At 60.3% G+C, this 24,265-nt stretch carries 23 protein-coding genes and 1 pseudogene; 7 read left to right on the top strand and 17 right to left on the bottom strand.

What is annotated here, in order from left to right; genetic code table 11:
- Positions 1 to 56: 56 nt before the first annotated feature.
- From ACQY1K_RS22830 to ACQY1K_RS22795, 8 genes are all read right to left on the bottom strand, one after another.
- On the bottom strand, positions 57 to 1,115 hold the full coding sequence (locus tag ACQY1K_RS22830; RefSeq protein ID WP_430245323.1) for a 2-hydroxyacid dehydrogenase: 1,059 nt from the start codon (positions 1,113 to 1,115) through the stop codon (positions 57 to 59).
- A gap of 47 nt (positions 1,116 to 1,162) precedes the next feature.
- The gene (locus ACQY1K_RS22825) at positions 1,163 to 2,182 is read right to left on the bottom strand and encodes an ABC transporter ATP-binding protein (protein ID WP_430245321.1); all 1,020 of its coding nucleotides are present in this window, start codon (positions 2,180 to 2,182) and stop codon (positions 1,163 to 1,165) included.
- Positions 2,179 to 3,234, bottom strand: coding sequence for an ABC transporter ATP-binding protein (locus ACQY1K_RS22820; RefSeq protein ID WP_430245319.1), 1,056 nt, complete (start codon positions 3,232 to 3,234; stop codon positions 2,179 to 2,181). The genes ACQY1K_RS22825 and ACQY1K_RS22820 overlap by 4 nt, the downstream gene beginning before the upstream one ends.
- 9 nt (positions 3,235 to 3,243) lie before the next feature.
- Positions 3,244 to 4,113 (bottom strand): ABC transporter permease, encoded by an 870-nt coding sequence (locus ACQY1K_RS22815; RefSeq protein ID WP_430245317.1) that lies wholly within the window; start codon positions 4,111 to 4,113, stop codon positions 3,244 to 3,246.
- Positions 4,110 to 5,069, bottom strand: coding sequence for an ABC transporter permease (locus ACQY1K_RS22810; protein ID WP_430259699.1), 960 nt, complete (start codon positions 5,067 to 5,069; stop codon positions 4,110 to 4,112). Before ACQY1K_RS22810 ends, ACQY1K_RS22815 begins: the two co-directional genes overlap by 4 nt.
- A 60-nt stretch (positions 5,070 to 5,129) precedes the next feature.
- A complete protein-coding gene (locus tag ACQY1K_RS22805; protein ID WP_430260641.1) occupies positions 5,130 to 6,695 on the bottom strand; it encodes an ABC transporter substrate-binding protein in 1,566 nt (521 codons plus the stop codon).
- A gap of 108 nt (positions 6,696 to 6,803) precedes the next feature.
- Positions 6,804 to 7,985, bottom strand: a complete 1,182-nt coding sequence (locus tag ACQY1K_RS22800) for a mandelate racemase/muconate lactonizing enzyme family protein (protein WP_430245313.1) — start codon at positions 7,983 to 7,985, stop codon at positions 6,804 to 6,806.
- 6 nt (positions 7,986 to 7,991) lie between these two features.
- A complete protein-coding gene (locus ACQY1K_RS22795) occupies positions 7,992 to 8,717 on the bottom strand; it encodes a GntR family transcriptional regulator (RefSeq protein WP_430245311.1) in 726 nt (241 codons plus the stop codon).
- A gap of 159 nt (positions 8,718 to 8,876) precedes the next feature.
- Here ACQY1K_RS22795 and ACQY1K_RS22790 point away from each other — a divergent pair, with 159 nt between their 5' ends.
- Positions 8,877 to 9,812, top strand: coding sequence for an NAD(P)-dependent oxidoreductase (locus tag ACQY1K_RS22790; protein WP_430259697.1), 936 nt, complete (start codon positions 8,877 to 8,879; stop codon positions 9,810 to 9,812).
- 76 nt (positions 9,813 to 9,888) lie between these two features.
- On the opposite strand, the gene ACQY1K_RS22785 is transcribed toward ACQY1K_RS22790, so the two are convergent.
- Complete coding sequence (locus ACQY1K_RS22785; protein ID WP_430259695.1) at positions 9,889 to 10,614, bottom strand: isochorismatase family protein; 726 nt, start codon at positions 10,612 to 10,614, stop codon at positions 9,889 to 9,891.
- Between the two features lie 70 nt (positions 10,615 to 10,684).
- The gene (locus ACQY1K_RS22780; protein WP_430260639.1) at positions 10,685 to 11,290 is read right to left on the bottom strand and encodes a VOC family protein; all 606 of its coding nucleotides are present in this window, start codon (positions 11,288 to 11,290) and stop codon (positions 10,685 to 10,687) included.
- A gap of 403 nt (positions 11,291 to 11,693) precedes the next feature.
- Between ACQY1K_RS22780 and ACQY1K_RS22775 the strand changes: the two are divergent.
- A pseudogene (locus tag ACQY1K_RS22775) lies at positions 11,694 to 12,080 on the top strand (transporter); the annotation flags it as partial.
- A 22-nt stretch (positions 12,081 to 12,102) separates the two neighbouring features.
- Here ACQY1K_RS22775 and ACQY1K_RS22770 read toward each other — a convergent pair.
- Positions 12,103 to 12,885, bottom strand: coding sequence for an NAD(P)H-dependent oxidoreductase (locus tag ACQY1K_RS22770; RefSeq protein WP_430259693.1), 783 nt, complete (start codon positions 12,883 to 12,885; stop codon positions 12,103 to 12,105).
- 219 nt (positions 12,886 to 13,104) lie between these two features.
- Here ACQY1K_RS22770 and ACQY1K_RS22765 point away from each other — a divergent pair, with 219 nt between their 5' ends.
- Positions 13,105 to 14,004, top strand: a complete 900-nt coding sequence (locus ACQY1K_RS22765) for a LysR family transcriptional regulator (protein ID WP_430259691.1) — start codon at positions 13,105 to 13,107, stop codon at positions 14,002 to 14,004.
- Positions 14,005 to 14,420: 416 nt separating this feature from the next.
- Here ACQY1K_RS22765 and ACQY1K_RS22760 read toward each other — a convergent pair whose 3' ends face one another.
- From ACQY1K_RS22760 to ACQY1K_RS22740, 5 genes are all read right to left on the bottom strand, one after another.
- Positions 14,421 to 15,053 (bottom strand): class I SAM-dependent methyltransferase, encoded by a 633-nt coding sequence (locus tag ACQY1K_RS22760; protein ID WP_430259689.1) that lies wholly within the window; start codon positions 15,051 to 15,053, stop codon positions 14,421 to 14,423.
- A 107-nt stretch (positions 15,054 to 15,160) separates the two neighbouring features.
- Positions 15,161 to 15,574, bottom strand: coding sequence for a nuclear transport factor 2 family protein (locus ACQY1K_RS22755; RefSeq protein WP_430259687.1), 414 nt, complete (start codon positions 15,572 to 15,574; stop codon positions 15,161 to 15,163).
- Positions 15,575 to 15,655: 81 nt separating this feature from the next.
- The gene (locus ACQY1K_RS22750; RefSeq protein WP_430259685.1) at positions 15,656 to 16,258 is read right to left on the bottom strand and encodes an NADPH-dependent F420 reductase; all 603 of its coding nucleotides are present in this window, start codon (positions 16,256 to 16,258) and stop codon (positions 15,656 to 15,658) included.
- Positions 16,259 to 16,287: 29 nt separating this feature from the next.
- Entirely contained in the window at positions 16,288 to 17,040 is a 753-nt protein-coding gene (locus tag ACQY1K_RS22745) for an SDR family NAD(P)-dependent oxidoreductase (RefSeq protein WP_430259683.1), read from the bottom strand.
- 46 nt (positions 17,041 to 17,086) lie between these two features.
- Positions 17,087 to 17,821 (bottom strand): SDR family NAD(P)-dependent oxidoreductase, encoded by a 735-nt coding sequence (locus ACQY1K_RS22740; protein ID WP_430259681.1) that lies wholly within the window; start codon positions 17,819 to 17,821, stop codon positions 17,087 to 17,089.
- Positions 17,822 to 18,012: 191 nt separating this feature from the next.
- On the opposite strand from ACQY1K_RS22740, the gene ACQY1K_RS22735 reads away from it, so the two are divergent.
- Positions 18,013 to 18,909, top strand: a complete 897-nt coding sequence (locus ACQY1K_RS22735) for a LysR family transcriptional regulator (RefSeq protein WP_430245290.1) — start codon at positions 18,013 to 18,015, stop codon at positions 18,907 to 18,909.
- A 712-nt stretch (positions 18,910 to 19,621) separates the two neighbouring features.
- On the opposite strand, the gene ACQY1K_RS22730 is transcribed toward ACQY1K_RS22735, so the two are convergent.
- Entirely contained in the window at positions 19,622 to 20,632 is a 1,011-nt protein-coding gene (locus ACQY1K_RS22730; protein ID WP_430245271.1) for a YeiH family protein, read from the bottom strand.
- Positions 20,633 to 20,740: 108 nt separating this feature from the next.
- On the opposite strand from ACQY1K_RS22730, the gene ACQY1K_RS22725 reads away from it, so the two are divergent.
- From ACQY1K_RS22725 to ACQY1K_RS22715, 3 genes are all read left to right on the top strand, one after another.
- Entirely contained in the window at positions 20,741 to 21,628 is an 888-nt protein-coding gene (locus ACQY1K_RS22725; RefSeq protein ID WP_430259679.1) for a LysR substrate-binding domain-containing protein, read from the top strand.
- A 289-nt stretch (positions 21,629 to 21,917) separates the two neighbouring features.
- Positions 21,918 to 23,468 carry an acyl CoA:acetate/3-ketoacid CoA transferase gene (locus ACQY1K_RS22720; protein WP_430259677.1) on the top strand — a complete coding sequence of 517 codons (1,551 nt, stop codon included), beginning with the start codon at positions 21,918 to 21,920 and terminating at the stop codon, positions 23,466 to 23,468.
- Positions 23,465 to 24,265 (top strand): SDR family NAD(P)-dependent oxidoreductase, encoded by an 801-nt coding sequence (locus ACQY1K_RS22715; protein WP_430259675.1) that lies wholly within the window; start codon positions 23,465 to 23,467, stop codon positions 24,263 to 24,265. The genes ACQY1K_RS22720 and ACQY1K_RS22715 overlap by 4 nt, the downstream gene beginning before the upstream one ends.

Below are 24,265 nucleotides of genomic sequence, written 5' to 3'. Positions count from 1 at the left end.
TGTAATCACCGTTACGGCGTACCCCCAATGGCACGCCGTCTGTCTTGGAGGGACTGTTAATTGCACGGGTACCGAAGCGCCTCTTTGTCGAGGAACCTTCGCACATCACCGGCAATTTGGGAGGCCGCCTTGCGGATGGTAAAGCGCGAGGCGCCGGCAATATGCGGTGACAGCGTCACGTTCTGCAGCTTTAGTAGCGGCCAGTCCGCCGGTGGCGGCTCCTTTTCGAACGTGTCGAGGGCGCAACCACGCAGCTTACCGGACGTCAGCGCCTCATAAAGCGCGTTGTAGTCGACCAGCGGCCCACGCGCGGTGTTTACGAAATAACTGCCGTCCCTCATCAGCGCGAACTTTTCGGCGCTCATCATGCCCCGGGTCTCTGCCGTGACACGCGGATGCAATGTCACCACATCGCTTTCTGCCAGAAGGGTATCGAGATCGGCAGTCGTCACGCCATCGTCGGCATCTTCACGGGTCAGTTGCTTATAGGGATCGCAGACGATGATCTTGCATCCGAATGGCTTCAGCATCTTGACGACGCGGCTGCCGACTTCGCCGTAACCGATCACGCCCACCGTCATCTCGCACAGTTCGCGACCGGTGATTTCCTCATGATACAGATCGCCGCGGTACTCGCCGTTCATCAGCGCCACATGGCCGCGGGTGAGATTACGGATTTCCGCCAGCATCGACGCCATCGCGAATTCAGCTACCGCCGACGCATTGCGACCTGGCGAATTTGACACCTTGACGCCGAAGTCCTTGGCTGCCGCCATGTCGATATTGATCGGCCCGCCGCGCGAGACGGCGATGAACTTCAGGTCCGGCGAGGCCTCGAACGTATCGCGGATGATGGGCGCCAGATGGCAGATCAGGATCTCGCAACCGCTGATGAAATCGTAGAACTGTTCCGGGCGTCCGACAAATTCGCCGATCGGCAGCGTCGGATCGACCTTGGTGATGTTGCGCTCGATCGGCCAGCCGAGTTCCATCGTCTCGATCGTGAATGCCCGGCCGGGCATCTCGCTCTCAAGCGCCTCCTTGAAATAGGAGGGTTTCATGAAGCCGTCGCCGATGATCCCGACACGGATCGGATTAGCGTTGTTATTATCCATTGTGTATTCCCTTCCCTTTCATTTCAAAACCGTAACCGTCGCACCGCTCACGCCGGCTCGCCCACGTTGCTGCGCTCCGGCATGAGACCCGCCATCGGCGGCCCCGAAACATCGTCGCGCCAGCAGGCCTTCAGATGCCCCGGCGAGACTTCGACCAGCGGCGGCACGCCCTGTCCGCACATCGGCAGCGCGTGCGGACAGCGGGTCCGGAACACGCAGCCGGAGGGCGGCGACAGTGGTGAGGGAATGTCTCCCTCCAGCATCTGGCGCTTGCTGGCAGCGCCGACATCGACCGACGGGATGGCCGACAAGAGAGCTCGCGTATAAGGATGACGGGCATCCGAATGCAGCCTGTCGCCCGGCGCAATTTCCATGATCCGGCCGAGATAGAGCACGATGATCCGATCGCAGATATATTCGACCACGCCGAGATCATGGGTGATGAACAGCATGCTGAGGCCGAGCTTGATCTGCAGGTCGCGCATCAGGTTGATGATCTGCGCCTGGATCGACACATCGAGCGCCGAGACCGGCTCGTCGGCCACGATCAGCTCCGGTTTCAGGGTCAGCGCCCGGGCGATGCCGATACGCTGCCGCTGGCCGCCGGAAAACTCGTGGGCGTAACGCTCCATCACGTCGGGCGAAAGTTCGACCACCTGCAGGGCCTCGGCCGCGGTCTGCATGCGCTCGGCACGGGTACCGATCTTCTGCAGGCTCATGCCTTCGGTGAGGATTTCACCGATCGTCATGCGCGGCGAAAGGCTGGCGAACGGGCTCTGGAAAATATACTGCATCCGCCGCCGTTGCAGCTGCATTTGTTTCTGCTTCATGCCGATAAGATTGACGCCATCGAACAAAACCTGGCCGCTGGTCGGCTCCACCAGCCGCAGAACCGATCGCCCGATCGTCGTCTTGCCGCTGCCGGATTCACCAACCAGGCCGATCACTTCGCCCTTGGCGAGATCGAAGGATACATCATTCAGCGCCCGCACGACCTGTTTGCTGCCAGGCACGGAGAAATGTTTTGTCAGGCCTCTGACCGAGAGCAAGGGGTTCATCTTGGTCATAATTCCTTCCACCGTATGCAGCGGCTGATATTACCTTCGTCGGTCACTTCGAGCGGCGGCACCTGCGCGCGGCAAGCGTCGATCGCCAGCGGACATCGCGGCGCGAATGGACAGCCCTGCGGACGGTTGGCAATGCTCGGCACCGAGCCGCTGATGGTCGGCAGATGTTTGCCTTCGCGTCTCAGCGCCAGCGCTTCGCCTTCCCGCGCCACGCAGGCCAGAAGCCCCGCCGTATAAGGATGGCGCGGGTGCGCGAACACCTGATCGACGCGACCGTATTCGACCACGTAGCCGGAATACATCACCGCGACTCGATGGGCGATCTGCGCGACGACGGCAAAGTTATGGGTGACGAACAGCATCGCCATCTGCCGCTCGCGCTGCAGCGATTGCATCAGGTCGAGGATCTGCGCCTGCGTCGTCACGTCGAGCGCCGTGGTCGGCTCATCGGCGATCAGCATCACCGGATCGCAGGCCAGCGCCATGGCGATCGTCGCGCGCTGGCTCATGCCGCCGGAAAACTCGTGCGGATATTGCAGGGCGCGGCGCGGCGCGTCGGGAATGCCCACATGCGCCAGAAGCTCCTCCGCCCGCTTCCAGGCGGCACGGCTCGACAGGCCCATATGCACCCGGATCGGTTCGGCAATCTGCTCGCCCACCCTTTGCACCGGGTTGAGGCTGGAGGACGGCTCCTGAAACACGATGCCGATGTCCCGGCCGCGGATCGAGCGCATCACCCGCGGCGAGGCCGTGGCAAGATCATGGAAATTGCCGTCCTTGGAGCGAAAGCGGATCTTCGATCCCTGCCCGGTCTTCAAGGTCTTGGGCAGAAGCTGAAGCACCGACAAGCTGGTCAGCGACTTGCCCGATCCGGACTCTCCCACCAGCGCCAATGTCTCGCCAGGGCGGATCGAGAAGTTCACGTCGTTGATCGCCTTCAGTGCGCCGGTCTTGCCGGCCAGATCGATGGAGAGATCCTCCACCCGCAGTACCGCATCGTCCTGCGCCTCGTTTGCCAGCATGTCGGATGGCCGGATTTGTTCGATGATCATGGACATCTCCTATTCCGCCCGGGGATCAAAGGCGTCGCGCAAGCCGTCGCCGACCAGGTTGATCGCGATCACGGTGAGCACGATGGCACAACCGGGGAAAAGCCACTGCCAGGGGTAATTCTGGAGCACCACGGTGCTGCGCGCGGCGTTGAGCATGTTGCCCCAGCTTGCAGCCGGTGGCGGCACGCCGAGACCAAGAAAGGACAAGCCGGCTTCGAGCAGGATCGCATTGGCCACCTGCAGCATGGCGTAGACGACGATGATATCGAGCGTGTTCGGCAGGCCGTGCCGCATCACCAGATGCCATGTCCCAGCACCTGCCCCCCGGGCATAGACCACGAAGTCGCGTTCGCGCAGTTCCAGCAGGCGGGAGCGCACGAGCCGGGCAAGGATCGGCCAGGACAAAAGCGAGATCACCATAATCGTCGAGCCGATGCCGGCGCCGGTGATCGAGGCCAGCACCAGAAGCAGGATGACCGGCGGCAAGGTCATGGCCAGATCGACGATGCGCATGATGATACTGTCAGTCCATTTGCCGCCGAGCGGCGCCGCGGCGCCGATCAGGAAGCCGGCAATGGTGGAGATCACCGTCGATACGAAGGCGACGAGCAGCGAGATCCGCCCGCCTTCCAGCACACGCGCCAACACATCGCGGCCAAGACCATCGGTGCCGAGCAGATGTGTCAGGCTCGGCGCCTTGTTGATCGACATGAGGTCGATCGTATTCGGATTGAAGCCGAACAGCGGCATCACCAGCACGGCGAGCACGACGCCGAGCACCAGGACCAATCCGAAGATCGACGACGTGCGGCCAAGAAAGCGGCCGGCTGCGCGGGCCGTCGGGCCATTGGAACGGATGGGAAAAGCAAAAGCCATCATGCCACCTTTACGCGGGGATCGATCGACCGGTAGGCCAGATCCGTGACGATGTTCATGAAGATCACCCAGGCGCCGATCACCAGCGTCGCCCCCATGACGACCGGGTAATCGCGAAGCTCGACCGCATTGACCAGCAGCAGGCCCATGCCCGGCCAGTTGAAGACGCTCTCGATGAAGATCGCGCCGCCAACGGCAAGCCCGAGCGTCGAGCCGATCAGCGTCACCACTGGCAGAAGCGCATTGCTGACCACATGCCGGCGGATGATTCGCCACTCGCTGAGGCCCTTGGCACGGGCGGTGCGGACGAAATCCTGATTGATGACTTCCAGCACGGAGGAGCGCATGTAGCTCATCACCAAGGCCGTCTGGTAGAAGGCCAGCAGCAGGGCCGGCAGGATCAGATGGTCCAGCAAATCGGCCATGCTGAACGGCGTTGCCGGGGTCAGCATGCCGCCGGCGGGCGACCAGCCGAGCACCATGGAAAACACGTAGAGACCGATCAGCGCCGTCAGAAACGCCGGACTGGAGACGCCGACCGACCCGAACAGCATCAAAAGCCGGTCGATGATCGATCCACGGAAGACCGCCGCCAGAACCCCGAAACAGACACCCGCGACGATGGCGATCACGAAACCGGTCAGCATCAACAGCAGGGTCGGGCCGATCCGCTGTCCGATCAGTCGCACCACCGGCTCGCCGTTTCGTTGCAGCGAGCGCCCGAGATCGCCCTGCACCGTGGCACCCAGCCAGGCGACATATTGCACCGGCAAGGGTTTATCGAGCCCGAACTGCGCCCTCAGCTTTTCCATGTCCTCCTGCGACATCGACACCATCGGGTCGACATAGGCATCGACCGGATCGCCCGGCGCCAGCCGCAACAGGCTAAACACGAGCATGCTGAGTGCCACGACCAGCATGATCCCTGTCAGAAGCCGTCTGGCGATAAAACCTGCCATGATTTCTCCTCCTGGGCACGGGCGAGCCTTAGCCCACCCGCGCCGAATTCCGGATTGGGTTTAGTTCGCCACGTCCCAGAGCTCCGGATGGCTCTCGTAAGGTCCACCGCCCGGTGCCGGGATCCAGGTGAAATCCTTCAGCTTGGTCGATGCGACGCCGTAACGCTGGGTGACCCAGAGCGTCGCCCACGGCACTTCGCTGTTCATCGCCTTGCAGACATCTTGGAAGTTCTTCTCGAAATTGCCGGTATCCGGATCGGACAAAGCTTTGTCGAAAGCGGCGGTGACCGGAGGAATATCGGCCCGGTAATAATTGGCACCATTCGGCGGGATCTGCGCCGCGTTGAGACCAATATTCAGATTGCTCGGGTCTGGACCATTGGTCAGGCCGGCAAATACCAGCGAGAAGGATTTGAAGTCGGGCTTCTGGGCATAGATGGTCGAGTTATAGGTGCCCGAGTCGGCCACTCGCGGCACGACATTGATCCCGACTTGACCTAGCATTGCCTGCATCGCGCCCATGACATTGTCGGAAAGCGGCGTGTTGTAATAGGTCAGCATCGGGATCGGCGCGGAACCGTTGATCTTGTCCCAGCCGGCTTCAGCCAGCAGTTCCTTTGCCTTTTCCGGGCTGTATTCGTAAGGGTTGAGATCTCCCGGCACGAAACGATCGGCAACGTAACCGCAATTGGCAAGCTTTGCCTTGCCGCCATAAAGGCTGTCGACGATCGTCTTGCGGTCGATCGCATACATCACCGCCTGGCGGACGCGGGTGTCCTTCCAGATCGTGTCACCGAAGTTGAAGCCGAGATAATTGACGACATAGGAATCGCCCGGGATGACGGTGTAGTTGGTGTCCTTCTCGAAGCTCGCGACGTCGTCGGATTCGATATAGGACGTCTGGATCTCACCCGACTTCAAAGCGGCAACAGCACCGGCCGTGGTCTTGAAATATCGGTTCACCAGCCGGTCGAGCTTCGGTGCACCGCGGTAATAATCCTTGAAGGCGGCGTATTCGACATACTGGTCGGTGACGTATGTCTTGAACTGGAAGGCGCCGGTGCCGACCGGCTCCTTGGTCCAGTATTCGTTGCGCGGCAGCGTGTCCGGCTTGAACGAAGCAAGCTTGTGCTCCGGCAGCATCATCACCTTGGTCAGCGTGTCGAGCTGCGATACGTTGGGCTTCGACAGGTGCAGGACAACCGTCTGGTCGTCCGGCGTATCGATGCTGCTGATCGCGCCGAGCCGGGCTGCATAGACCGACCCGGATTCCTTGTTGGACGCCAGCGTCAGCGTGAACTTCACATCCTTGGAGGTGAACGGCTGGCCGTCATGCCACTTGGCATTCGGCACCAGCTTGAACGTGTAGGTCAGTTGGTCGGGGCTGATCTCGTAGCTCTGCGCGAGCTTGCCGACGACGTTCTGCAGCGCCTTGTCGTAGACGACCAGCGGTTCATAGGCGAGCGCCATCGCCATATAGCCGGTGGTCGCCATCAGCGGGTTGAAGTTGCCAGGAAATCCGCCCGGGCCGACGTCGAAACCGCCGGTCAGCGTCTTGTCGGCGGCAAAGGCCGTGGTGGCCATCGGCACCATGGCCACACCGATTGCGATCGACGCGGCAGTCATTTTCAATGTCTTCAGCAGCACGATAGTTTCCTCCCTTGTGCGCTCAACTTTTCACAATCCCGACCGTCCTCACGCGGCCGGAATTGCGCCTCCTCGGATGTCTTATGCTTATGCCTTCATGACCATGTTCGGAGATTTGTAGACGACCGCATCGTTGAGACCGATGCCGAGCCCCGGGGTTTCCGGAACAGTGAAGGTTCCCCGCTCCGGCTGCAGATCCACATCGCAGAGTTCGATATTCCAGGATTTCTGCGCGTAGGTATGGTGCTCGTGGATGGTGAAGTTCGGAATCACCGTTTCCAGATGCAGGGCTGCCGCCGTCGAGATCGGGCTGCCGCAGACATGCGCCTGCACGCCGACATCATACATATGGGCGTAATCGCAGACCTTCTTTGCTTCCGTCAGGCCACCCGTCAGGCCGATATCCGGCTGGATGACGTCAAGGCTCTGGTCTTCGAGATAGGGCCTCAAGCCTGAGCGCGTATAGATGCGTTCCCCGCCGGCTATCGGGATGCGGGTACCGCGCGCTACCTTGTCGTGCAGACGGGAATTCTGGTAGTTCACCGGCTCTTCGTAATAGAAGATGTCCAGGTGTTCGCAGGCACGTGCGACCTGCAGCGCCGAGGTGACGCTGGTGGCGCCATGCACTTCGAGAATGATGTCCACATCGCTGCCGATTGCATCACGAATGGCCTCGAGACGCTCCACATACATGCGGATCTGCTTCGGCTGGAACATCCGGGTCAGGTCGTAGTGACGCTTGCCACCGGCGTCGAACATCAGCGGATCGACCTTGACGCAGGTGTAGCCTTCGGCAACGGCGCGAAGAGCCGCATCCGCATAGTCCTTCGGATCGGTCATGCTTTCGACCTTCTCCTGCCCCCAGCCGAACTGCAGCTGGCTGGCATAGGAGCGCAGCGTCGGATTGGTCTTGCCGCCCAGCAGCTTGTAGACCGGCAGTCCGGCAGCCTTGCCCTTGATGTCCCAGCAGGCCATGTCGATGGCGCTGATGCCGGCGAACACGACGGCACCGCCACCGAGACCCCAGAAGGATTCGCGGTACATCCGTTCCCACAACAACTCGTTCGACATCGGGTCGGCGCCCATGGCGAACGACTCGACCAGGTTCTTGACCATATGCGCCGCCGCACTGCGGCCAATACCATAAGCCATGGCCGCTTCGCCGACGCCCGTCAGACCTTCATCCGTCTCCAGTCGCAACAGCACCGGGTGCCATGGCGGCCGCTTGGGGCATTCGATGTCGAAAATTTCGGCCTTCACGATTTTCATGCGTAGTTACCTCTCCCGTTCGGCTTGCGCCGTCCTTAACTCCCGGAACCTGGCGGAAAACAGCTCCGTCTCCCTCCCATGCGTTTGCACGATCTGGCGTGCGACGAGCCATGAGCTCATCAGGTGCTGCTCCAGCACCGCGCCAAGACCTGCACCATCACGCTGCCGCAGCAATTCCACGATCTGCCGATGCTCCTCCTCAGAGCTTTCCCAGCGATCAGTGGTGGTGACGCCCAGACGGTTGAAATAATTGTAGACCGTCATGCGCAGTGAAATATTCGCGTAATAGTCGATCAGCATCGGATTGCCGCTCAGTGCCACGATCGTCTTGTGAAACAGACGGTTGGTCGCCCACCAGTCGTTCGGATTGTTATCCAAACGCAGCGCATCCATCTTTTCGCAGAGGCCGGCCAGATGATCGACCTCGGCGCCGGTGACCCGCCCGACCGCCAGTTCGCCAGCCCGATATTCGAACATGCCGCGCACTTCGAGCATCGACTTGATGTCGGTATCGGTCAGCGTGGTGATGATCGCGCCGCGGTTCGGCGACATCTCGATCAGCTTCTCACCTACAAGGATCGACATCGCTTCACGCAGTGGCGTGCGGGTGATCCCCATCCGGTCCATGATCTCGCGCTCGTTCAGTTTCTGCCCGGGTAAAAGTACACCATTGGAAATGTGATCGCGGATCTGATCCGCAACGAGCCGGGAAAGTGGCTGGCGAATGTTCATGCTGAATTTCCTCCTGACGACCTTCATATACGAAAATTTCCTACTTCATATATTAAAAACTACATCCCGTATATTTTTTCTGTTAAGAGCACTTCACGGAGGCGGCGAGGCCGGGTCAGGCAGCGCTGTGTGTATTGAATGAAACGGGAGGCATCAGTGGTGAATTTGGCAAATGGCTTGGGCGAGGAATTTGGCGCGCTGATTACCGAGCGGTTTCCACAGGTTGCGATCACCAATGTGGCTCAGAGCGAACCGTGGAAAATTCCGGCCGGAACCGAGGTGGCCTTTGTCGGCCCCGGCCCCGGCTGGCGCAATCCGCCAAAGGACCTGCCGGACCATTGGGGGGCGCTCAAATGGGTTCAGGCCGTCTCCGCCGGCGTCGATTTCTTTCCGAGCTGGCTTCTCTCAGTTCCGTTGGTCACCTGCGGCCGCGGACTGACCGCCGAGCCGATCGCCGAATACGTCATCTGCGCGATGCTGAACCACGAAAAGAACTTCCTCACCGCCCGCGTTCGCCGCGCAGAAGACTGGGGCATCCCGTCAATGGGGACATTGCACGGGCGCAAGCTCGGTCTGGTCGGCTATGGCGCGCTGGGCAAGGCAATCGCCCGGCTGGCAAAGGCTTTTGGGATGGAAATCGTCGTACTCAAGCGCTCGGGCGGCGAGACCTCCGCGGATTTCACCGCAGCGACGGACATCAAATCGCTGGTCGCAACCGTCGACCACCTCGTGCTCGCCGCGCCACTGACCGACAAGACCCGCGGCATGATCAACGCCGATGTACTGAACCACGCCAAAAAGGGCCTGCACCTGATCAACATCGCCCGCGGTGCGCAGATCGTCATCGAGGATCTCTATGCTGCTCTCGACGCAAGCCAGCTCTCGGGCGCCACGCTCGACGTGACCTCGCCGGAACCGCCCGTGCCAGGCGACCCGATCTACAGCCATCCGAAGATTTTCCTGACGCCCCACTGCTCATGGCGCGGTCGCGAAGACCTGCAGGTGCGCCAGGACGAACAGATGCTGGATAATATCCGCCGTTATTTGGCGACCGAACCGCTGAACGACATTATCGACGCGGTGCGCGGCTATTGATCGCCACGTCGGCCGTCTCTGAGTTAGCGCTCCAGCAGCAGTGTCTCTGGGCAAGTGCCGCTGGTCAATAAGCCCCTCAACCGATTGGAGTTTCGGCACAGAAAGTCCGCTGAATGCCCGCATGACCGAGCTCCGTAAATTGGACAGATGCATAGTCCAGGACCGCTTCCGTCGGCTTTGCCTCGTAGTCGGGTAAAATGCGCAACGGAGTGCCTTGAGCGATTTCGTCGTTCACCATCAGCTTCTGAACGGGGCCCGCAGAATGTCCTTCCATCAGCGTTGACGAGATTGTGTTTCGGCGTGGAATGTTCCGCGCCGAAACACAGACGCCCGCCGCAGCCATCTGGTCGAGTGCCGTCGCCTCGGTCGAGCTGCTCAGTCCCCCGCAGCAATCGATCAGAACCGAAACTTCATATCCGGCACGTCGCGCATCGAGCGCTGTGTGCAGGATCGCAATTTCGCTGGAAACGCCGGCGAATAGTATCGTGTTGCGCCGATTGCTGGCGATTTGGTCACAGCATGGTGCGTCTGCCAGAACGCTGACCGTACTGCGGACAAGACAGCTGTGGGAGCCAAGTTCCTCAATCGCCACCGGTGCCTCTTCACCGAGGCGAACAAATGAGGCCGTCCCAGGTATCGCCAAATCACGGGCAATTTGCGTTAGGGCAGCCGCCGCACGCCTGATCGAATCTGGAGGATGCGTCACTGAAGAAACGACAATTGGCTGCGGCATTACAGCAAACAAGATTTGGACGTTGTCCGTTTCGGTACTGAGTACCTTGAACTTCGGAGGCGGGATCACGGTACGCCTTGCGCATAGAGGTATCCCCGTGACACACTCTCCCCGGCTTTTTAAAGAAGATTTTTACTCGTCACGCCTCGAACAGTTCTATGATTTCATCATTAGGACCCAGCACATGTGCAGCACGCACGACAAATGGTCGCTGGAAGGGTGGCCTGGCTTGCAGCTTTATATTTGTCGGCCCATCCCACACACCGCCTGATCCGTCTTCTATTGGGAACGGTTTGGCTCCTGCGGCCAGCGCCTTGGCGTAGGTTTCATCGAGACTGGATACACGCAGACCGATGTGATTGAAGCTAGACGAACGATCGTCGGGTGGAATTGCATCTTCAGGGGCAGGGATCAGCTCGAGGACTGCCCCATCTCCCATATCGAGATGTGCACCCTGAAGTGGGTTGCGGAAGTATACGGTTCTATCTTGCGTTGCTTCAACACCATCCCATCGAAACAGGAGGTCAAAGCCAAACGACTTCTCATAGAAATCGATTGCCTTGCCCATGTCGCGAACCCGCACATTGACATGGTGGAGACCGGAACCATGGAGAAGGTGAAGAGGCTTCATCACGTCCGAACCAGCAGCACCACCTTCAGCAACTACGGATGGCTTTTCACCGTCCTCCGCCTTGACCAAGATTGGACTGACGATCGCGGCGGCCGCGCCACCGTGGGCGATCATCTTCACTATATGTCGCCTCAGGAAATTCATGGCTCATTCTCCATAAGAAACAATGTTGTGTTCAACTGATCATCGTCAGTATCTCAATGCCTACGCGGCCAGACGCGATTTTGTTACAAAGCAAGTCTTTCCAGGCGCCAGCCAGAGCATTCGCGATGACCGCTCCGTCAATCTTCGACTGAACGGAAGTCTTATCGAACAGTTCATCGTTGCTAGTTGCGCACCTGATACGACATTGCTCGGTGGCAAGCCGAACTTCTCGGTCACCTACTTGTCCGCTCATACGAAGACATCGGCCGATGCAAGTATCAGATCAATTCGTGTAGGAATTTCCGATGAGCGCGCTGGTTTGAGCGATCTATACCCCACAGCGCAGATCTTCTGAAACTCCGGCACCAACAACTGGATGTCCGACGTAGCTGGGAGCATTCCGACAGGCTTCTACGATGCCAACAGGCTAGCCAATATCGGCATGGGCCATGCGGCGATCGATCTGGGCGGGGCGTGCAGCTATCTCGATCCTCAGACGGGATGGGAGTTTTCTGTGACTGCTGGCCTTACCAAAAATCTCGAGAACCCATCGACGGACTACACCAGCGGGATGGACGCACACGTCGATATGAGCATGGCAAAGCTCTTGACCGAGAAACTGTTCGTGGGTGTGGTCGGACACGCCTATGAGCAAACTACGCCCCACAAGAGTCAGGCTCCCATCGTTGGCGACTTTAAGTCGAGCGCAATCGAGATTGGTCGGCAGCCCTGCCCGAACCCATCCGCCCGAGCCCGATAAATGATAGATTCATTCCATCTCCTTATGCGTCTCCCGGATCGGCAAAGTGCGCGGCGAGGCCAGTTTGGCCCGGAGCAACGTGTTGGGCCATGCTGTGGCGATCGGGGAAGTCGCCGCCGTTTTGCGATCGGAAGGCGATCGGCTTGTCGGTGAATAGCCCGGCGAGACGCACACGCCATGCTGCCTTGATCGCCTCCACTTCCTCCGCCGTAGAAACATGACCCGCGCCATAGACCGCGTGCGTCGGGAGCACGTCCATGCCGGGGTAGAACAGCGCGCCATGGGTTAGCGGGAACAGCAGTTGATCAAGCGGCCCGTTGATACCCCGCGGGCCATAATCGGCCGCTGGGCCGCCTGCCTGCACGTTGACCAGTGCTCGCTTGCCCTTGAGTATGCCCTCCCCAAAGCGGAACTGGTTGGAGCCATTCTGATAGCCGTAGGCAAAGCCGAAAGCATAGACCCGCTCTAGCCAGCCCTTTAAAATGGCGGGCACGCCGAACCACCATAGCGGGAATTGCAGGATCACAGCATCGGCCGCGAGCAGCTTCTGCTGCTCAGCGATCACGTCGTGCGTCTGATGCCCGCTTGCGTAAGCATGGCCCGATTCCATGATGAACGACAGCCGTTCGGGATTGTCACGGACTGGAAAGTCATCGGCATCGTAGACCGCCGTCCACTTCATGCCGTAAAGGTCCGAATGGACCACGGTGTGTCCCCCTGCCGACAACGTCTCGGCGGTCACGTCGACCAACTGCCGTGTCAGCGAAGTGGGCTCAGGGTGCGCGTAACCAATAAGAACTTTCATGATGATCTTTTCTGATAGTTGGGGGTGTCAGCATCCGACGACAATCTTGCCGAAACGGCCGTCGAGACCCTGCTGCGGATGAGCCTGAATAGCTTTCGTAAGCGAACTGGTCTTCGTGCCGTCGATTGAAGCGCCGCAGGACTTAGCCCGCTTTCAATTAATGTAGTGCGGCAACTTCGGGTGTTGAAATCAAACGTTTTATGTGCCGTTATCCATACGATGGATACCAGAAACCTCGATCTCGGACTTCTCGTGACGCTTGAGGCACTGCTTGCGGCGCGCAACGTTACACACGCCGCGCGCCGGCTAAACCTCAGTCAGCCGGCCTTGTCGGCACGGCTGGCAAGACTTCGTGATGCACTTGGCGATCCGCTCCTGCTCCCGGGTCAGCGCGGAATGATCCTCACTCAGCGGGCACTCGAGCTGATGCAGCCACTGCACGAGGCACTGGAGGGTGTTCGCCGCGTCGTCGAGCAAGGAGCGACGATCAATCCGGAGACCCTGCGTGCGACCGTGGTGATCGCGGCGAGCGACTACGTGCAGTATGCGCTGCTGGCACGCTACTCGGTCGCCTTGCGTGCCGAGGCGCCGATGATCCGCATCGCCTGGCGGGGGTTAGACATGATGGCACTCACGACACAGTTGGAGCGTGGCGAGGTGGACCTGGCCTTGGGAACGCCCGAACAGGCGCCGGCTGCGATGCGCCAGCGCCAACTCTACGAGGAGGAGTATGTGGTCGTCGCGCGACAGGGGCATCCAGCCGTACGCGGTGTCCTTGATCTCGACTTGTTCTGCGCGTTGGACCACGTCGTCGTTTCACCTCAGGGCGGCGGCTTTGCCGGGCCTACCGATGCGGCTCTTGAGGCGATCGGCCGCCGTCGTACCGTCGCCTTGTCCACATCGGGCTTCCTGATCGTGCCGGAGATCGTGTCACGATCCGATATGATCGCGCTAATCCCACGCCGAATCGCAGACGGTTGGTCAGACCGGTTGCAGGTGCTGGAACCGCCGCTCCACATACCCGGATTTGCCATCGCCAGTATCTGGCACGAACGCACAACCAGCCATCAAGCACAAAGCTGGCTGCGCGACAGGCTCGCTGCGTTGGCACAAGGGTAGCCACCCTTCCCTCTTGTTCACCAACGACCGCAAGGTTGGGCGAGACCGTGACCGCCTCCATGCTTCTGGTCGCCGCATGGCAGCGTGCGTGGTGCCGAAGCGTGCTGACCGGCAATCAAATCGCCTCTTTCCGCGCCGTCACACAGGCGTGGCTGCGCCTGCCTGCAATGAGCGCGGCTGGAGTGTAGATAGAAGGAGCAGCCAGCGATAGCCGCCAGCGCTCAGCACGGCTCCGCCGGGCACATTGCCGAGGCTGCGCCGATATCGGCAGGGCCGAACTCACGCCCGAATTGATCGGCCACCGAAGCCATTGGCCCATGCCCAAGCGATGGATCTAGCCGCTTTGACGATCACCGCGGCTATCGCCTTGAACGGATCTGAACCGACGGCAGACTTGAGATTGGCGCCGGCCCTTGTCATGGCTTCACAAACCGATAGGCGAAGCGATCGGTCATGCCCTTGATCGACGGATCGAACACCTTGATCGAGTGCTGATCGTCGCTGTTCGCGAGCATGGTACTATCCGCGTCAAGGATGAAGCCGGCTGCCTCGACCTCTTCGCGAAGGGAAGCAGGTTCAATCCGATGCAGCGACTGGGTGTCCGTCGTGCCTGAGCCGACGGCGGCGGCGTGATCGACGATGACGTAGGACCCGCCGGACTTCAGCTGTTCGTAGACGGCTCGATTGAATTTGGCCGCCGTCGCGCCCCCGGCCTGGATCAGCGCGGTGTGGAGGTCGTGATAGAACAGGTGCAGCCACACGACATCCGCTGGCTGCGTGACCTCCGGCATATTCACAAGGTCCGACGAGATGACTTCGACGTTCTCTCGGCCCGGTTCCTCCGCAAGCGCCTGCATGCGGCCGACCGGATCGTTTTTGAAGTGGGCGACTTCGGAAGGCACGAAGCTGTAAACCCGCCCTTCGCGTCCCACGACGTCGGAGAAGAGACGAGTCCAATCGCCTTCGCCTGGGTAAACGTCGATGACGGTGGAGCCCGCATCGACACGTGCGAACCGCGTCAACTCGGATAGCTTGGATTGATCGTACATGGGAAATCTCCTTTACAGTTGAGGGCATCGGACACGCGGCTTGCAATGAAGGATTTTCGGCTGATCGACCGTCTCCTCAGAGAGCCAATGGCCGCGAATGGCCAGCGCTACGCAGGCCCGGATGCGTCGATCCGCGAGGCTCGCGCCAGTGCCTGGGTGTCGATATACTCTCGAATGCTCGTCAGCTTACCGTCGCGGACCGTGATGGCGAATACCCAATGGTCCTCAAACGTCTTGTTCGTGGCTTTAATCCTTCCGCTCGCGAAGCCGAGGACGAAAACCCGGTCTCCCTGCGCCACGAACTCCCGGGGTTCCGTGGAGGTTTCTATCGACCTGGCTGCCGTCTCCAGCAAATCCGCCAGCCCGGCGTGACCGTTGCGCGTGCCGGCCAGCGGCCAGTCCTCGCCCGGAATGATCCACTCGATATCCTCGGTGACCAGCGCCACCAGAGCCTGCCTGTCGCCTCGGCCGATCGCGGCAAAGAAGTCCTTCACGGTCTGGATGTTCTTCTCAATGCTCATGGGAATGTCTCCATTTCGCACGGATCGGTTCGATTTCCATCCGATCCGTACATTGTCGCCGTGCCGGTTGGCACGTCGTGTTCATCCATCGAACTTGACCAGGTCCTTGAAGATCAGATGACCCCAGCTGTTCCCGTGCGCTTGGACGAGCAGTCCACCTTCCGACAGCCCGCCAAGTTTGATCGGCCAGAAGCCGAGATTTTCCGCGAGCGTACCGATCTCCGATGCGGCTGCGTCATCGTCGCTCGCCAGGAACAAGACCCTCCTGCCGCCCTGCACGGCCGGGTCCTGGTCCATGACGGCAGCGACCAGATGGTTGAAGCCTTTAACGAGCCTTGCACAAGAGAATGCCTGTGCGACGACCTGGGCCGAAGGCTGTCCTCCCAGCTCCTCGGAAGACACGCCGTAGGCATTGGTCACATCGACGATTGTCTTGCCCTGCCAACTGGGCAGTGCCTTGGCGACCTCCCGGTGCTGCTCGAAACGAACAGCCAGGAAGACGATGTCCGCCTTGAGCGCATCCGCCAGCTTTTGGGGAATGATCGTCGGTCCGATCGCGGCGGCTGCGGCTGCGAATGTTTCAGGGTCGCGCGTGGTCGCGACGGATACGTCGATGCCCTTGCGGGCAAAGGCCTTGGCCAGGGCCTTGCCGATAGCGCCAAAGCCGATAATTGCGTAGCTCATGATGGTTCTCCTATCGTGTGATGCCGGGGTCAGACTTGCGCCATGCCTCCATCGACGGCGAGATCGACGCCGGTGATGAAAGAACTCTCGTCGGACGCGAGGAACGTGACGGCAGCCGCGACTTCCTCTGGCTTGCCGCTGCGACCCATCGGGATCTGCGAAGCAAACTGGGAGGCTGCTTGCTCGGCTTGCTCAGGGGTAAGGCCCGTCGTTGTCGCCAGGGCGGGGGTGTCGATAGGTCCGGGGCTCATTGAATTCACGCGGATTTTGCGGTCTTTCAGCTCCAGTGTCCAAGCGCGGGCGAAGTTGCGCACCGCCGCCTTACTGGCAGCGTAGGTGCTGAATCCTGGCAGCCCCAACACGTTGGAGACCGAAGAGGTCAGGATTATCGAACCGCCGTCATTAAAGAGGGGAAGGGCCTTCTGCACCGAGAAGAACAGCCCCTTCACGTTCACATCAAAGGTCTGGTAAAAATGGGCCTCGGTTGCTGCCGTGAGCGGTGCGATTGTCCCCGCGCCCGCGTTTGCAAAGAGAATGTCGATGTGACCATGTTTCTCTTTCACGACGGCGTAAAGCCGGTCCAGATCTTCCAGGCGCGACACGTCACCCACAACCGTCGTAACGTTTTTCTCGATGAAGCGCGCAGCCTCATTCAACTCTTTCTCCCGTCGCCCGGTGATCACGACATGCGCACCCTCTTCCACGAAGCGCTTGGCGGTGGCCAACCCGATCCCGCTGCTTCCGCCCGTGATGACTGCGACTTTGCCTTCGAGTTTTTTCATGATGTTTTATCCTTCGTTGTGTTGCCCGGGCGCAGGATCGCGCCGGTCAGAGTTGTGCAAGCCCGCCGTCGACGGCGACTTCGCTGGCGGTCATGAAGCTGCTGTCGTCCGAGGCGAGAAAGGCGGCAACGGCCGCGATCTCCGAGGGATCGGCCATGCGCTGAAGCGGCGTCATGGCGCCATAGGCCTTCTGGCCTTCCTCGCCGAGTGCTTCCTTCGCAAGTTCGGTCGCTGTCGCTCCCGGTGACAGCACGTTGACGCGGATCCCGGTGCCCTTCAGGTCCTCGGACCAGGTCCGGGCCAGGTTACGCACGGCCGCCTTGCTTGCGCTGTAGGCGGTGAATCCGGGAGCACCCGTGGTGCCAGCGCTTGACCCGGTCAGGACGATCGAGCCGCCCTTGCCCATCAGTGGCAGCGCCTTCTGGACCGTGAAGATCGTACCCTTCACATTGGTGTCGAAGGTGTCGTCGATATGCTTGGCGGTGATCTGCCCTAGTGCAAGCGGGCCTCCCGAGCCGGCATTGGCGAAGACGATGTCGAGCGTCCCGCGCTCGGCCTTGACCGCCGCGAACAGCCGGTCGAGGTCGGCCTCATCGGAGACCGAGCCCTTTACCGCGCGGGCATTGGGCCCGAGGTCGGCGACAGCCGCGTCGAGCGCTTCCTGCCGACGGCCATAAATGAAGACGAAGGCGCCTTCCTTGATGAAGCGCTTTGCAGCAGCGAGGCCGATGCCCGTAGCGCCGCCGGTGATAACGGCGGTCTTTCCATTCAATCTGGTCATGTCATGCATCCTTTTGTTGGTGAACATCAAGATAGGCCCGCCGAGGTAGGATGCTCAGTGCGTAAGAGCGCATATCGGTGGTGCAAAAACGATCCGGGTGGGAGAATGAATGCGGCGCCCCTCGCGTGCATTACGTCTCATTGTGTTATGATGGCGTTCGGAACGCACAACTGGCGGCGCGGGAATGCACCATGATCGACTGGGACGACATTCGTTACTTCCTTGCCGCCGCGCGTGGTGGCTCAGTGCGGGCTGCCGCCAAGCGCCTCGGGGTGAATCACGCGACCGTACTGCGCCGCATCGCCCAGCTCGAGGAACGCCTTGGCACGCAGATGTTCGAAAAGCTGCCCGCAGGCTACCGCCTGACGGCTGCAGGCGAAGAGGTCCTCGAGTTCGCGGAACAAATGCAGGCGTCGTCGCACCAGCTGGAGACGCGCGTCTTCGGGCGCGACCAGAGCGTGCGCGGGCTTCTGCGCGTAACATTGACGCCGATCCTTGCGACACATCTGCTCATGCAAGACTTCGCCGATTTCGTGCGTCTGCATCCTGATATCGAGATGGAAATCCTATCGTCCGGCGAGCTGGCAAACCTGACCAACCGAGAAGCCGACGTCGCGATCCGCGTCGTTTACGATCGCCAAACCCTGCCGCTCAATCTTCATGGCTTGAAGGGACCAGAGCTCTTCGGCGGCGTCTATATATCCCGCGATCGTCTGGCCGCATGGCATGCGGGCGCGCCTGATCCCATCCGATGGATCGTCATAAGCACGCATGGAATTCCAGATTGGGCCAGTGCGGGTGAGGTTGTTACCACAGGGGCACCCTTCAGGGTCACGGACGCCGCGGCGGAGATCGCGGCGGTACGGCAAGGGCTCGGGATCACGACATTGCCGTGTTTCGTTGGAGATGCCGACCCACTGCTGGTAAGGGTGCCGGGCACTGAGCTAAACATGTACGGAACGCTCTGGCTTCTCACACAGGGGGAGACACGCAAGACGAAGCGCGTGCGGCTCTTCACGGAGTTCATATCCCACCGGCTTGCCGGGCACGCTCAGCTCCTCGCCGGACTGTCCATGTCGCGCGACTAACGCCCAGTTCTGCATGTCAGCCGATTCCGGCCAATATCGCCGTCCCACACCTTGAACCAAGTCGAACTTACGACCCGCCGTTTATTCCAACCACAATGCGGCCAGCGCCCCACATAAGATGCTCTCGGACGCCGTCTCAGCTATGTTTGGCGATCTCAATACCGACGAGCACCGCCACGGTTCATAAAGCCAATGCTGCATATCAACTTTCACTCATCAGTGCCGCTGGCGGACCCAACGCCTTCTACGAAACTGTGGAACGCATATTCGTAGAAGGGGCCTGAAGACAGGGACTGCGGTCGCCATGGACACCGAGCTCGTGGCGTCCGCAGCCAACGTGATTGTCAATGGTATCATTGAGGAATGAGCGTTCGAGCTTAGTGATTTCCGCACACCCCCTACGGCAAAGTCTCGGTCTGCACGCTGTTGCAAGGTTTCGTAACGTAGTCCCCGGCAAGGACACGGCTTGGCTTCCCAGGCATCTGGGAACGCTCGCTGACGTTAGCTTGCGCTAAGTTGCGGACCATCGGAACCCCAAATAATTAAGAAGACCAACTTGTCTGGATTTGGCTGTCAGTCAGCGTGTAGATTATGTGAGTAAGTGCCTGCGCCCGACGGATGACTCCGATATCCGATGATCTCTATCTCGAGAACCATGAATGGGACGATGTACGAGGCGCAGATGTTGGGACGGGATCGCGTCCGCCGGTTATCATGCCACGACTACTGTCACCAAGAGGTAGCTCATGCCCGCCAGCAACACCAACGAAGCCAAAGAGGCCAGGATGACGCGACCGCCGGCGCTTGCAACAGTTCGCACGTTCACGCAAAGGCCAAGCCCTGCCATAGCGATAACCGTAAGGGCGCTGGACACTGACAGGATGACAGGGATGACGTCGACAGGGATCAATCCGGATGACCGGGCGATGACCATGGCAATGAAGCCGAGAATGAACCAGGGAACTAGGTGACTGCGCCGGTCCCCGGCTTCTTTTCCGACCATCTTCTTCTGCAGGATCCCCAGTGTGAATATAACCGGTCCCAGCATGAGAACACGCAGTAGCTTGATGACCGTCCCGGCTTGCACAGCAACCAGGCCGGCGGGTGCGGCGGCGGCAAGCACCTGCGGTACAGCATATACGGTAAGCCCAGCAAGGGCACCGTACTGCGCGACGCTCAAGCCCGTATAGGTATAAAGAACCGGGAGCGCCAGAACCGCAAATACACCGAGGACCGCAGTGAAGGCAAGAGCTGCGGCGATCTCATCGGAGTCCGCATGGATGATCGGGGCAACGGCAATGATGGCCGAATTGCCGCAAATCGAATTTCCGCAGGCGATTAGCACAGCGAGCCGTGGAGGCAGTCTCAGCAGCCGCGCCACGGCAAAACTGACACAGATCGAGAGCACGACGACGACGATGACGCAGACGATAACCAGTAATCCGGCACCTTGAACGGTTCCGAAGCTGATCGATGCTCCAAGGAGAACAATGCCGATCTCTAGTAATGTCTTTGCCCCAAAATCGATGCCGGGCTGCCAAGATTTTTTGCCAGGTATGGCTGTTCGTGTCGCTATGCCGATGACAATCGCGAATACCAGCGCTTCGAGCAAATTAGCGCCGAACAGGACATGCTCAAGACGCTCCAACAGATAGGCGACACCTGCAACTGCGAGACAAACCATAAGGCCGGGAACAATTCGGGCGCTGTCGACCAATCTCATCTACACACCCGCATTCAGCAACATTAACCCGCAGATTATTCAACTAATGACGTCGACTTCCATCGAATATTCTTCTACGTTTCGTTCGAAGAAATAGAATGATTTCCCATGACATTTGAACAACTGGCAATCTTTGTGGCGGTTGCTGAGCGCGAACACCTTACAAAGGCGGCGGCTGCAATTAACCTCACACCGTCGGCGGTCAGTTCGACGATCAAGAACCTCGAACATCACTACGGTGTCGAACTTTTCAATCGTGTCGGCCGGCGCATCGAGCTGACGGAAGCAGGCCGGATCTTTCTAGGAGAGGCAAGGACGCTTCTGGCTCGGGCGCGCTCGACGGAGCTCGTCCTTGGTGAGCTCGGGGGGCTGCAAAAAGGAACGCTGAGCGTCTTTGCAAGCCAGACAATCGCCAGCTACTGGCTTCCCCCTCGCCTCATGCAATTTCACGCCGCACATCCTGGGATTGATCTTAGGCTAACAATTGGCAATACCCGGACGGTCGCGGATGCCGTCATCAATGGCGAGGCCGATATAGGCTTCGTCGAGGGGGAGCTTGATGAGCCCGCGCTTGCCGCAGCCGTCGTCGCAGAAGACGAGCTCGTCGTCGTGGTTGGGTCGTCTCATCCCTGGGCCAGCCTGGGCACGCTTTCGGCTAGTGATTTCATTGGAGCGAGCTGGTTGATGCGTGAGGTCGGGTCAGGGACCCGCTCCGTATTTGAAGATGCGCTCGCCGAGATCGGCATCTTGCCCCGCGATCTTGATATTGCCCTGGTTCTGCCCTCCAATGAGTCCGTGCTTTCAGCCTTGCAGGAAGGTTCGTGTGCAGCGGCGGTCTCACGGCTTGCGGCGCAACAACACATCGAAGCGGGAAAACTGCTTGAAGTTGAGTTCTGCCGACCGGTCAGAGAGTTCCGTCTTCTCAAGCACAAGGAGCGGCACAGCAGCAAGGCGGCCATGGCGCTGATCGACTTGTGCCGCCAGCTGAAAGGCTAGCAAGACCTCGGAGGTGAGGCAGTGCCCAAAGCGTGCTTTTAACAAGCATCGCTTTTGTAAAAGACCGGTGGCGGCGGTTGACGGCACTGATCGGCCTCCACTGGCCGGACGAACCCACTCGCGAAAAACAGCGTCTAGGATTGCCATCGCATGTTCAGCCGCGGAATTTCATACGGCGAAGATGGGCATGCTGCGAACGGAAGCTCAATTATTAGACGAAGCCAGAATCTGCCTTGCAAATGATCAAACTCCGTGCCTGTATATACAGGTGCCGCATTCGGAAAGTCATATGAAGGTAATTTCCTCAACTCAAGCAGCAGGTCTTTTGCGAGACAACATGACTGTTGCCGCGTCCGGCTTCGGCGGCTGCTGCCATCCTGAGATGATCTCGGCCGCTGTCGAGGAACGCTATCTTTTAGAGGGCGCACCCCGGGATCTGACGCTGCTGTTTGCCGCAAGCGCGGGTGACCGCAAGACGCGCGGCATGGGCCATTTCGGTCATGAAGGCCTGGTTTCGCGGGTGATCGCCGGCGGTTGGCGCGGGACGCCGCGGCTTGGAGAGCTCGCGCTATCGGAAAAGATCGATGCCTATTGCTGGCCGCAAGGCGTCATTGCCCAGCTCTATCGGGCGATTGCCGCAGGTCAGCCGGGCGTTGTCACCCATATCGGTCTTGGCTCGTTCATGGATCCGCGCCATGGCGGCGGCCGGATGAACGCCCGCACTACGGCCGAACTTGTGGAGCGCATTACCTTACGCGGCCGCGACTGGCTTCTCTATCCGTCAATGCCGCTCGACTGCGTGCTGCTGCGCGGCACAACGGCGGACGAGGACGGCAATATCACCATGGAAGACGAAGCCTTTCCGGTCGACGTCCTCGCCATGGCTCAGGCCGGCCGAAACTCGGGCGGGATCGTCATCGTGCAGGTTAAGCGCATCGCCGGACGCGGCTCGATGCCGGCGGCCGACGTGCGGATCCCCGGAATGCTTGTCGACTACGTCGTGGTCTGTGACGATCCGGCACAGCATGGCGTCAGCTTCGGCGAGACCGACAACATGGCCTATACCGGCCGTTTCCGCGCGGCGGTCAGCAGCATAACCCCGCTTCCGCTATCCGTCGACAAGGTTATCCAGCGCCGCGCGTTTCAGGAACTGGCAGGGCGCGGCCATCCGACCATCAATCTGGGGATCGGCATAGCAGCGGGAATCTGCCGCATTGCCAGCGAAGAGCACTTCGAGGGCTATACCGTGACGATCGAATCCGGCGTCATCGGTGGAATTCCGGCCGAAGAGCTTTCGTTCGGGGCAGCGGTCAATCCGCATGCGATCATCCCGCAAGCCTCGCAGTTCGATTTCTACGATGGCTGCGGCCTCGACATCGCCTTCCTCGGCATGGCCGAAGTCGACGTGCGCGGCGCAGTCAATGTCAGCCGGTTCGGCAACTCCATCATCGGCGTCGGCGGGTTCACGAATATCTCACAGACTGCCGGAAGGGTCATTTACATGGGATCGTTTTCCCATGGGGGCGCCGATATCCAAGTCGCTGACGGCAAGCTTTTGATCGTTACCGACGGCCGGTTCTGCAAGATCGTCGAACGGGTGGCGCAGGTCAGTTCGGATCCTGCTGCAGCGCCGGAAAGCCAGACCCAGATCGTCATCACCGAGCGCGCCGTTTTCCATGTAATCAAGGGCCGCCTGACGCTGACGGAAGTGGCGCCGGGCATCGATCCGAAGACGGATGTCATCGACAGGCTTCCGGCCGGTGTCCCGATCGCCGACCAGCTCACCCAGATGGACCCCCGTCTCTTCGTCCTGTCCGCCATGAAGGATTTCCAGCCATGATCATCGAAGGTGCTGTCGTCATCGTCACGGGATCGGCCACCGGCGTCGGGGCCGCCTGCGTGCAGATGTTTGCCGAAAAGGGCGCCCGCGTCGTCGTCAACTACACCCGCAGCCGCGAGGAAGCGGAGGAGACTGCCGCTGCCTGCCGGGCAATCGGCGCCGAAGTGGAAGTCGTCCAGGCCGACGTCTCGGACGATGCCGCCTGCCGGGGGATGGTCGACAAAGCCGTCGCGCGCTGGGGTCGGGTCGATGCGCTCGTCAACAATGCGGCCGTCACCGTGAAGTCGGACCCGTTCGACCTCGAGACGCTGTCGGCGGAGGATTTCCAGAAGGTCTTCGGCGTCAACGTCGTCGGCGCCTACCAGATGTGCCGGGCCGCCATTCCCTCCATGCGCGCAGCCGGCGGCGGCGCGATCGTCAACGTCTCCTCAAACGTCGCCTTCACCGGAGGCGGCACCTCGCTCGCCTACACCGCTTCCAAGGGTGCGCTGAATGCGCTGACCATGGCACTCGCCCGAACCTCCGGCCCGGATATCCGGGTCAATGCGGTCTGCCCGGGTGTCATCGATACGCGCTGGATGCGCCAGACGCTCGGGACCGACGCCTACGACGCGCTTGCCACCCGCTTTTCCGACACCGCGCCGCTCGGCCGGGTGGCGACGCCCAAGGATGTCGCAGGCGCCGTCGTCTGGCTGGTAGAAGGCGCCGATTTCATCACCGGCGAGCTGCTCTCCGTAGATGGCGGCATTCGCCTGGCCGGGGGCGCCCGCAAGCCTGCTCCGAAGACGGGAGCCTGA

The organism is Neorhizobium sp. IRS_2294 (assembly GCF_050500145.1).
In the GTDB taxonomy this organism is placed as follows: domain Bacteria; phylum Pseudomonadota; class Alphaproteobacteria; order Rhizobiales; family Rhizobiaceae; genus Neorhizobium; species Neorhizobium soli.
This window is presented reverse-complemented; position numbering and strand designations above follow the sequence as displayed.

Excerpts from the sequence above, each read along its gene's own strand:
- ACQY1K_RS22770 (WP_430259693.1), bottom strand. The coding sequence starts at position 12,885 with ATGAAAGTTCTTATTGGTTACGCGCACCCTGAGCCCACTTCGCTGACA.
- ACQY1K_RS22755 (WP_430259687.1), bottom strand. The coding sequence starts at position 15,574 with ATGAGCATTGAGAAGAACATCCAGACCGTGAAGGACTTCTTTGCCGCG.
- ACQY1K_RS22825 (WP_430245321.1), bottom strand. The coding sequence starts at position 2,182 with ATGACCAAGATGAACCCCTTGCTCTCGGTCAGAGGCCTGACAAAACAT.
- ACQY1K_RS22735 (WP_430245290.1), top strand. The coding sequence starts at position 18,013 with ATGATCGACTGGGACGACATTCGTTACTTCCTTGCCGCCGCGCGTGGT.
- ACQY1K_RS22815 (WP_430245317.1), bottom strand. The coding sequence starts at position 4,113 with ATGATGGCTTTTGCTTTTCCCATCCGTTCCAATGGCCCGACGGCCCGC.
- ACQY1K_RS22830 (WP_430245323.1), bottom strand. The coding sequence starts at position 1,115 with ATGGATAATAACAACGCTAATCCGATCCGTGTCGGGATCATCGGCGAC.
- ACQY1K_RS22800 (WP_430245313.1), bottom strand. The coding sequence starts at position 7,985 with ATGAAAATCGTGAAGGCCGAAATTTTCGACATCGAATGCCCCAAGCGG.
- ACQY1K_RS22715 (WP_430259675.1), top strand. The coding sequence starts at position 23,465 with ATGATCATCGAAGGTGCTGTCGTCATCGTCACGGGATCGGCCACCGGC.
- ACQY1K_RS22810 (WP_430259699.1), bottom strand. The coding sequence starts at position 5,069 with ATGGCAGGTTTTATCGCCAGACGGCTTCTGACAGGGATCATGCTGGTC.
- ACQY1K_RS22765 (WP_430259691.1), top strand. The coding sequence starts at position 13,105 with ATGGATACCAGAAACCTCGATCTCGGACTTCTCGTGACGCTTGAGGCA.
- ACQY1K_RS22780 (WP_430260639.1), bottom strand. The coding sequence starts at position 11,290 with ATGATCGCCCACGGTGGCGCGGCCGCCGCGATCGTCAGTCCAATCTTG.
- ACQY1K_RS22745 (WP_430259683.1), bottom strand. The coding sequence starts at position 17,040 with ATGAAAAAACTCGAAGGCAAAGTCGCAGTCATCACGGGCGGAAGCAGC.
- ACQY1K_RS22730 (WP_430245271.1), bottom strand. The coding sequence starts at position 20,632 with ATGAGATTGGTCGACAGCGCCCGAATTGTTCCCGGCCTTATGGTTTGT.
- ACQY1K_RS22750 (WP_430259685.1), bottom strand. The coding sequence starts at position 16,258 with ATGAGCTACGCAATTATCGGCTTTGGCGCTATCGGCAAGGCCCTGGCC.
- ACQY1K_RS22725 (WP_430259679.1), top strand. The coding sequence starts at position 20,741 with ATGACATTTGAACAACTGGCAATCTTTGTGGCGGTTGCTGAGCGCGAA.
- ACQY1K_RS22820 (WP_430245319.1), bottom strand. The coding sequence starts at position 3,234 with ATGATCATCGAACAAATCCGGCCATCCGACATGCTGGCAAACGAGGCG.
- ACQY1K_RS22740 (WP_430259681.1), bottom strand. The coding sequence starts at position 17,821 with ATGACCAGATTGAATGGAAAGACCGCCGTTATCACCGGCGGCGCTACG.
- ACQY1K_RS22720 (WP_430259677.1), top strand. The coding sequence starts at position 21,918 with ATGAAGGTAATTTCCTCAACTCAAGCAGCAGGTCTTTTGCGAGACAAC.
- ACQY1K_RS22805 (WP_430260641.1), bottom strand. The coding sequence starts at position 6,695 with ATGACTGCCGCGTCGATCGCAATCGGTGTGGCCATGGTGCCGATGGCC.
- ACQY1K_RS22760 (WP_430259689.1), bottom strand. The coding sequence starts at position 15,053 with ATGTACGATCAATCCAAGCTATCCGAGTTGACGCGGTTCGCACGTGTC.
- ACQY1K_RS22795 (WP_430245311.1), bottom strand. The coding sequence starts at position 8,717 with ATGAACATTCGCCAGCCACTTTCCCGGCTCGTTGCGGATCAGATCCGC.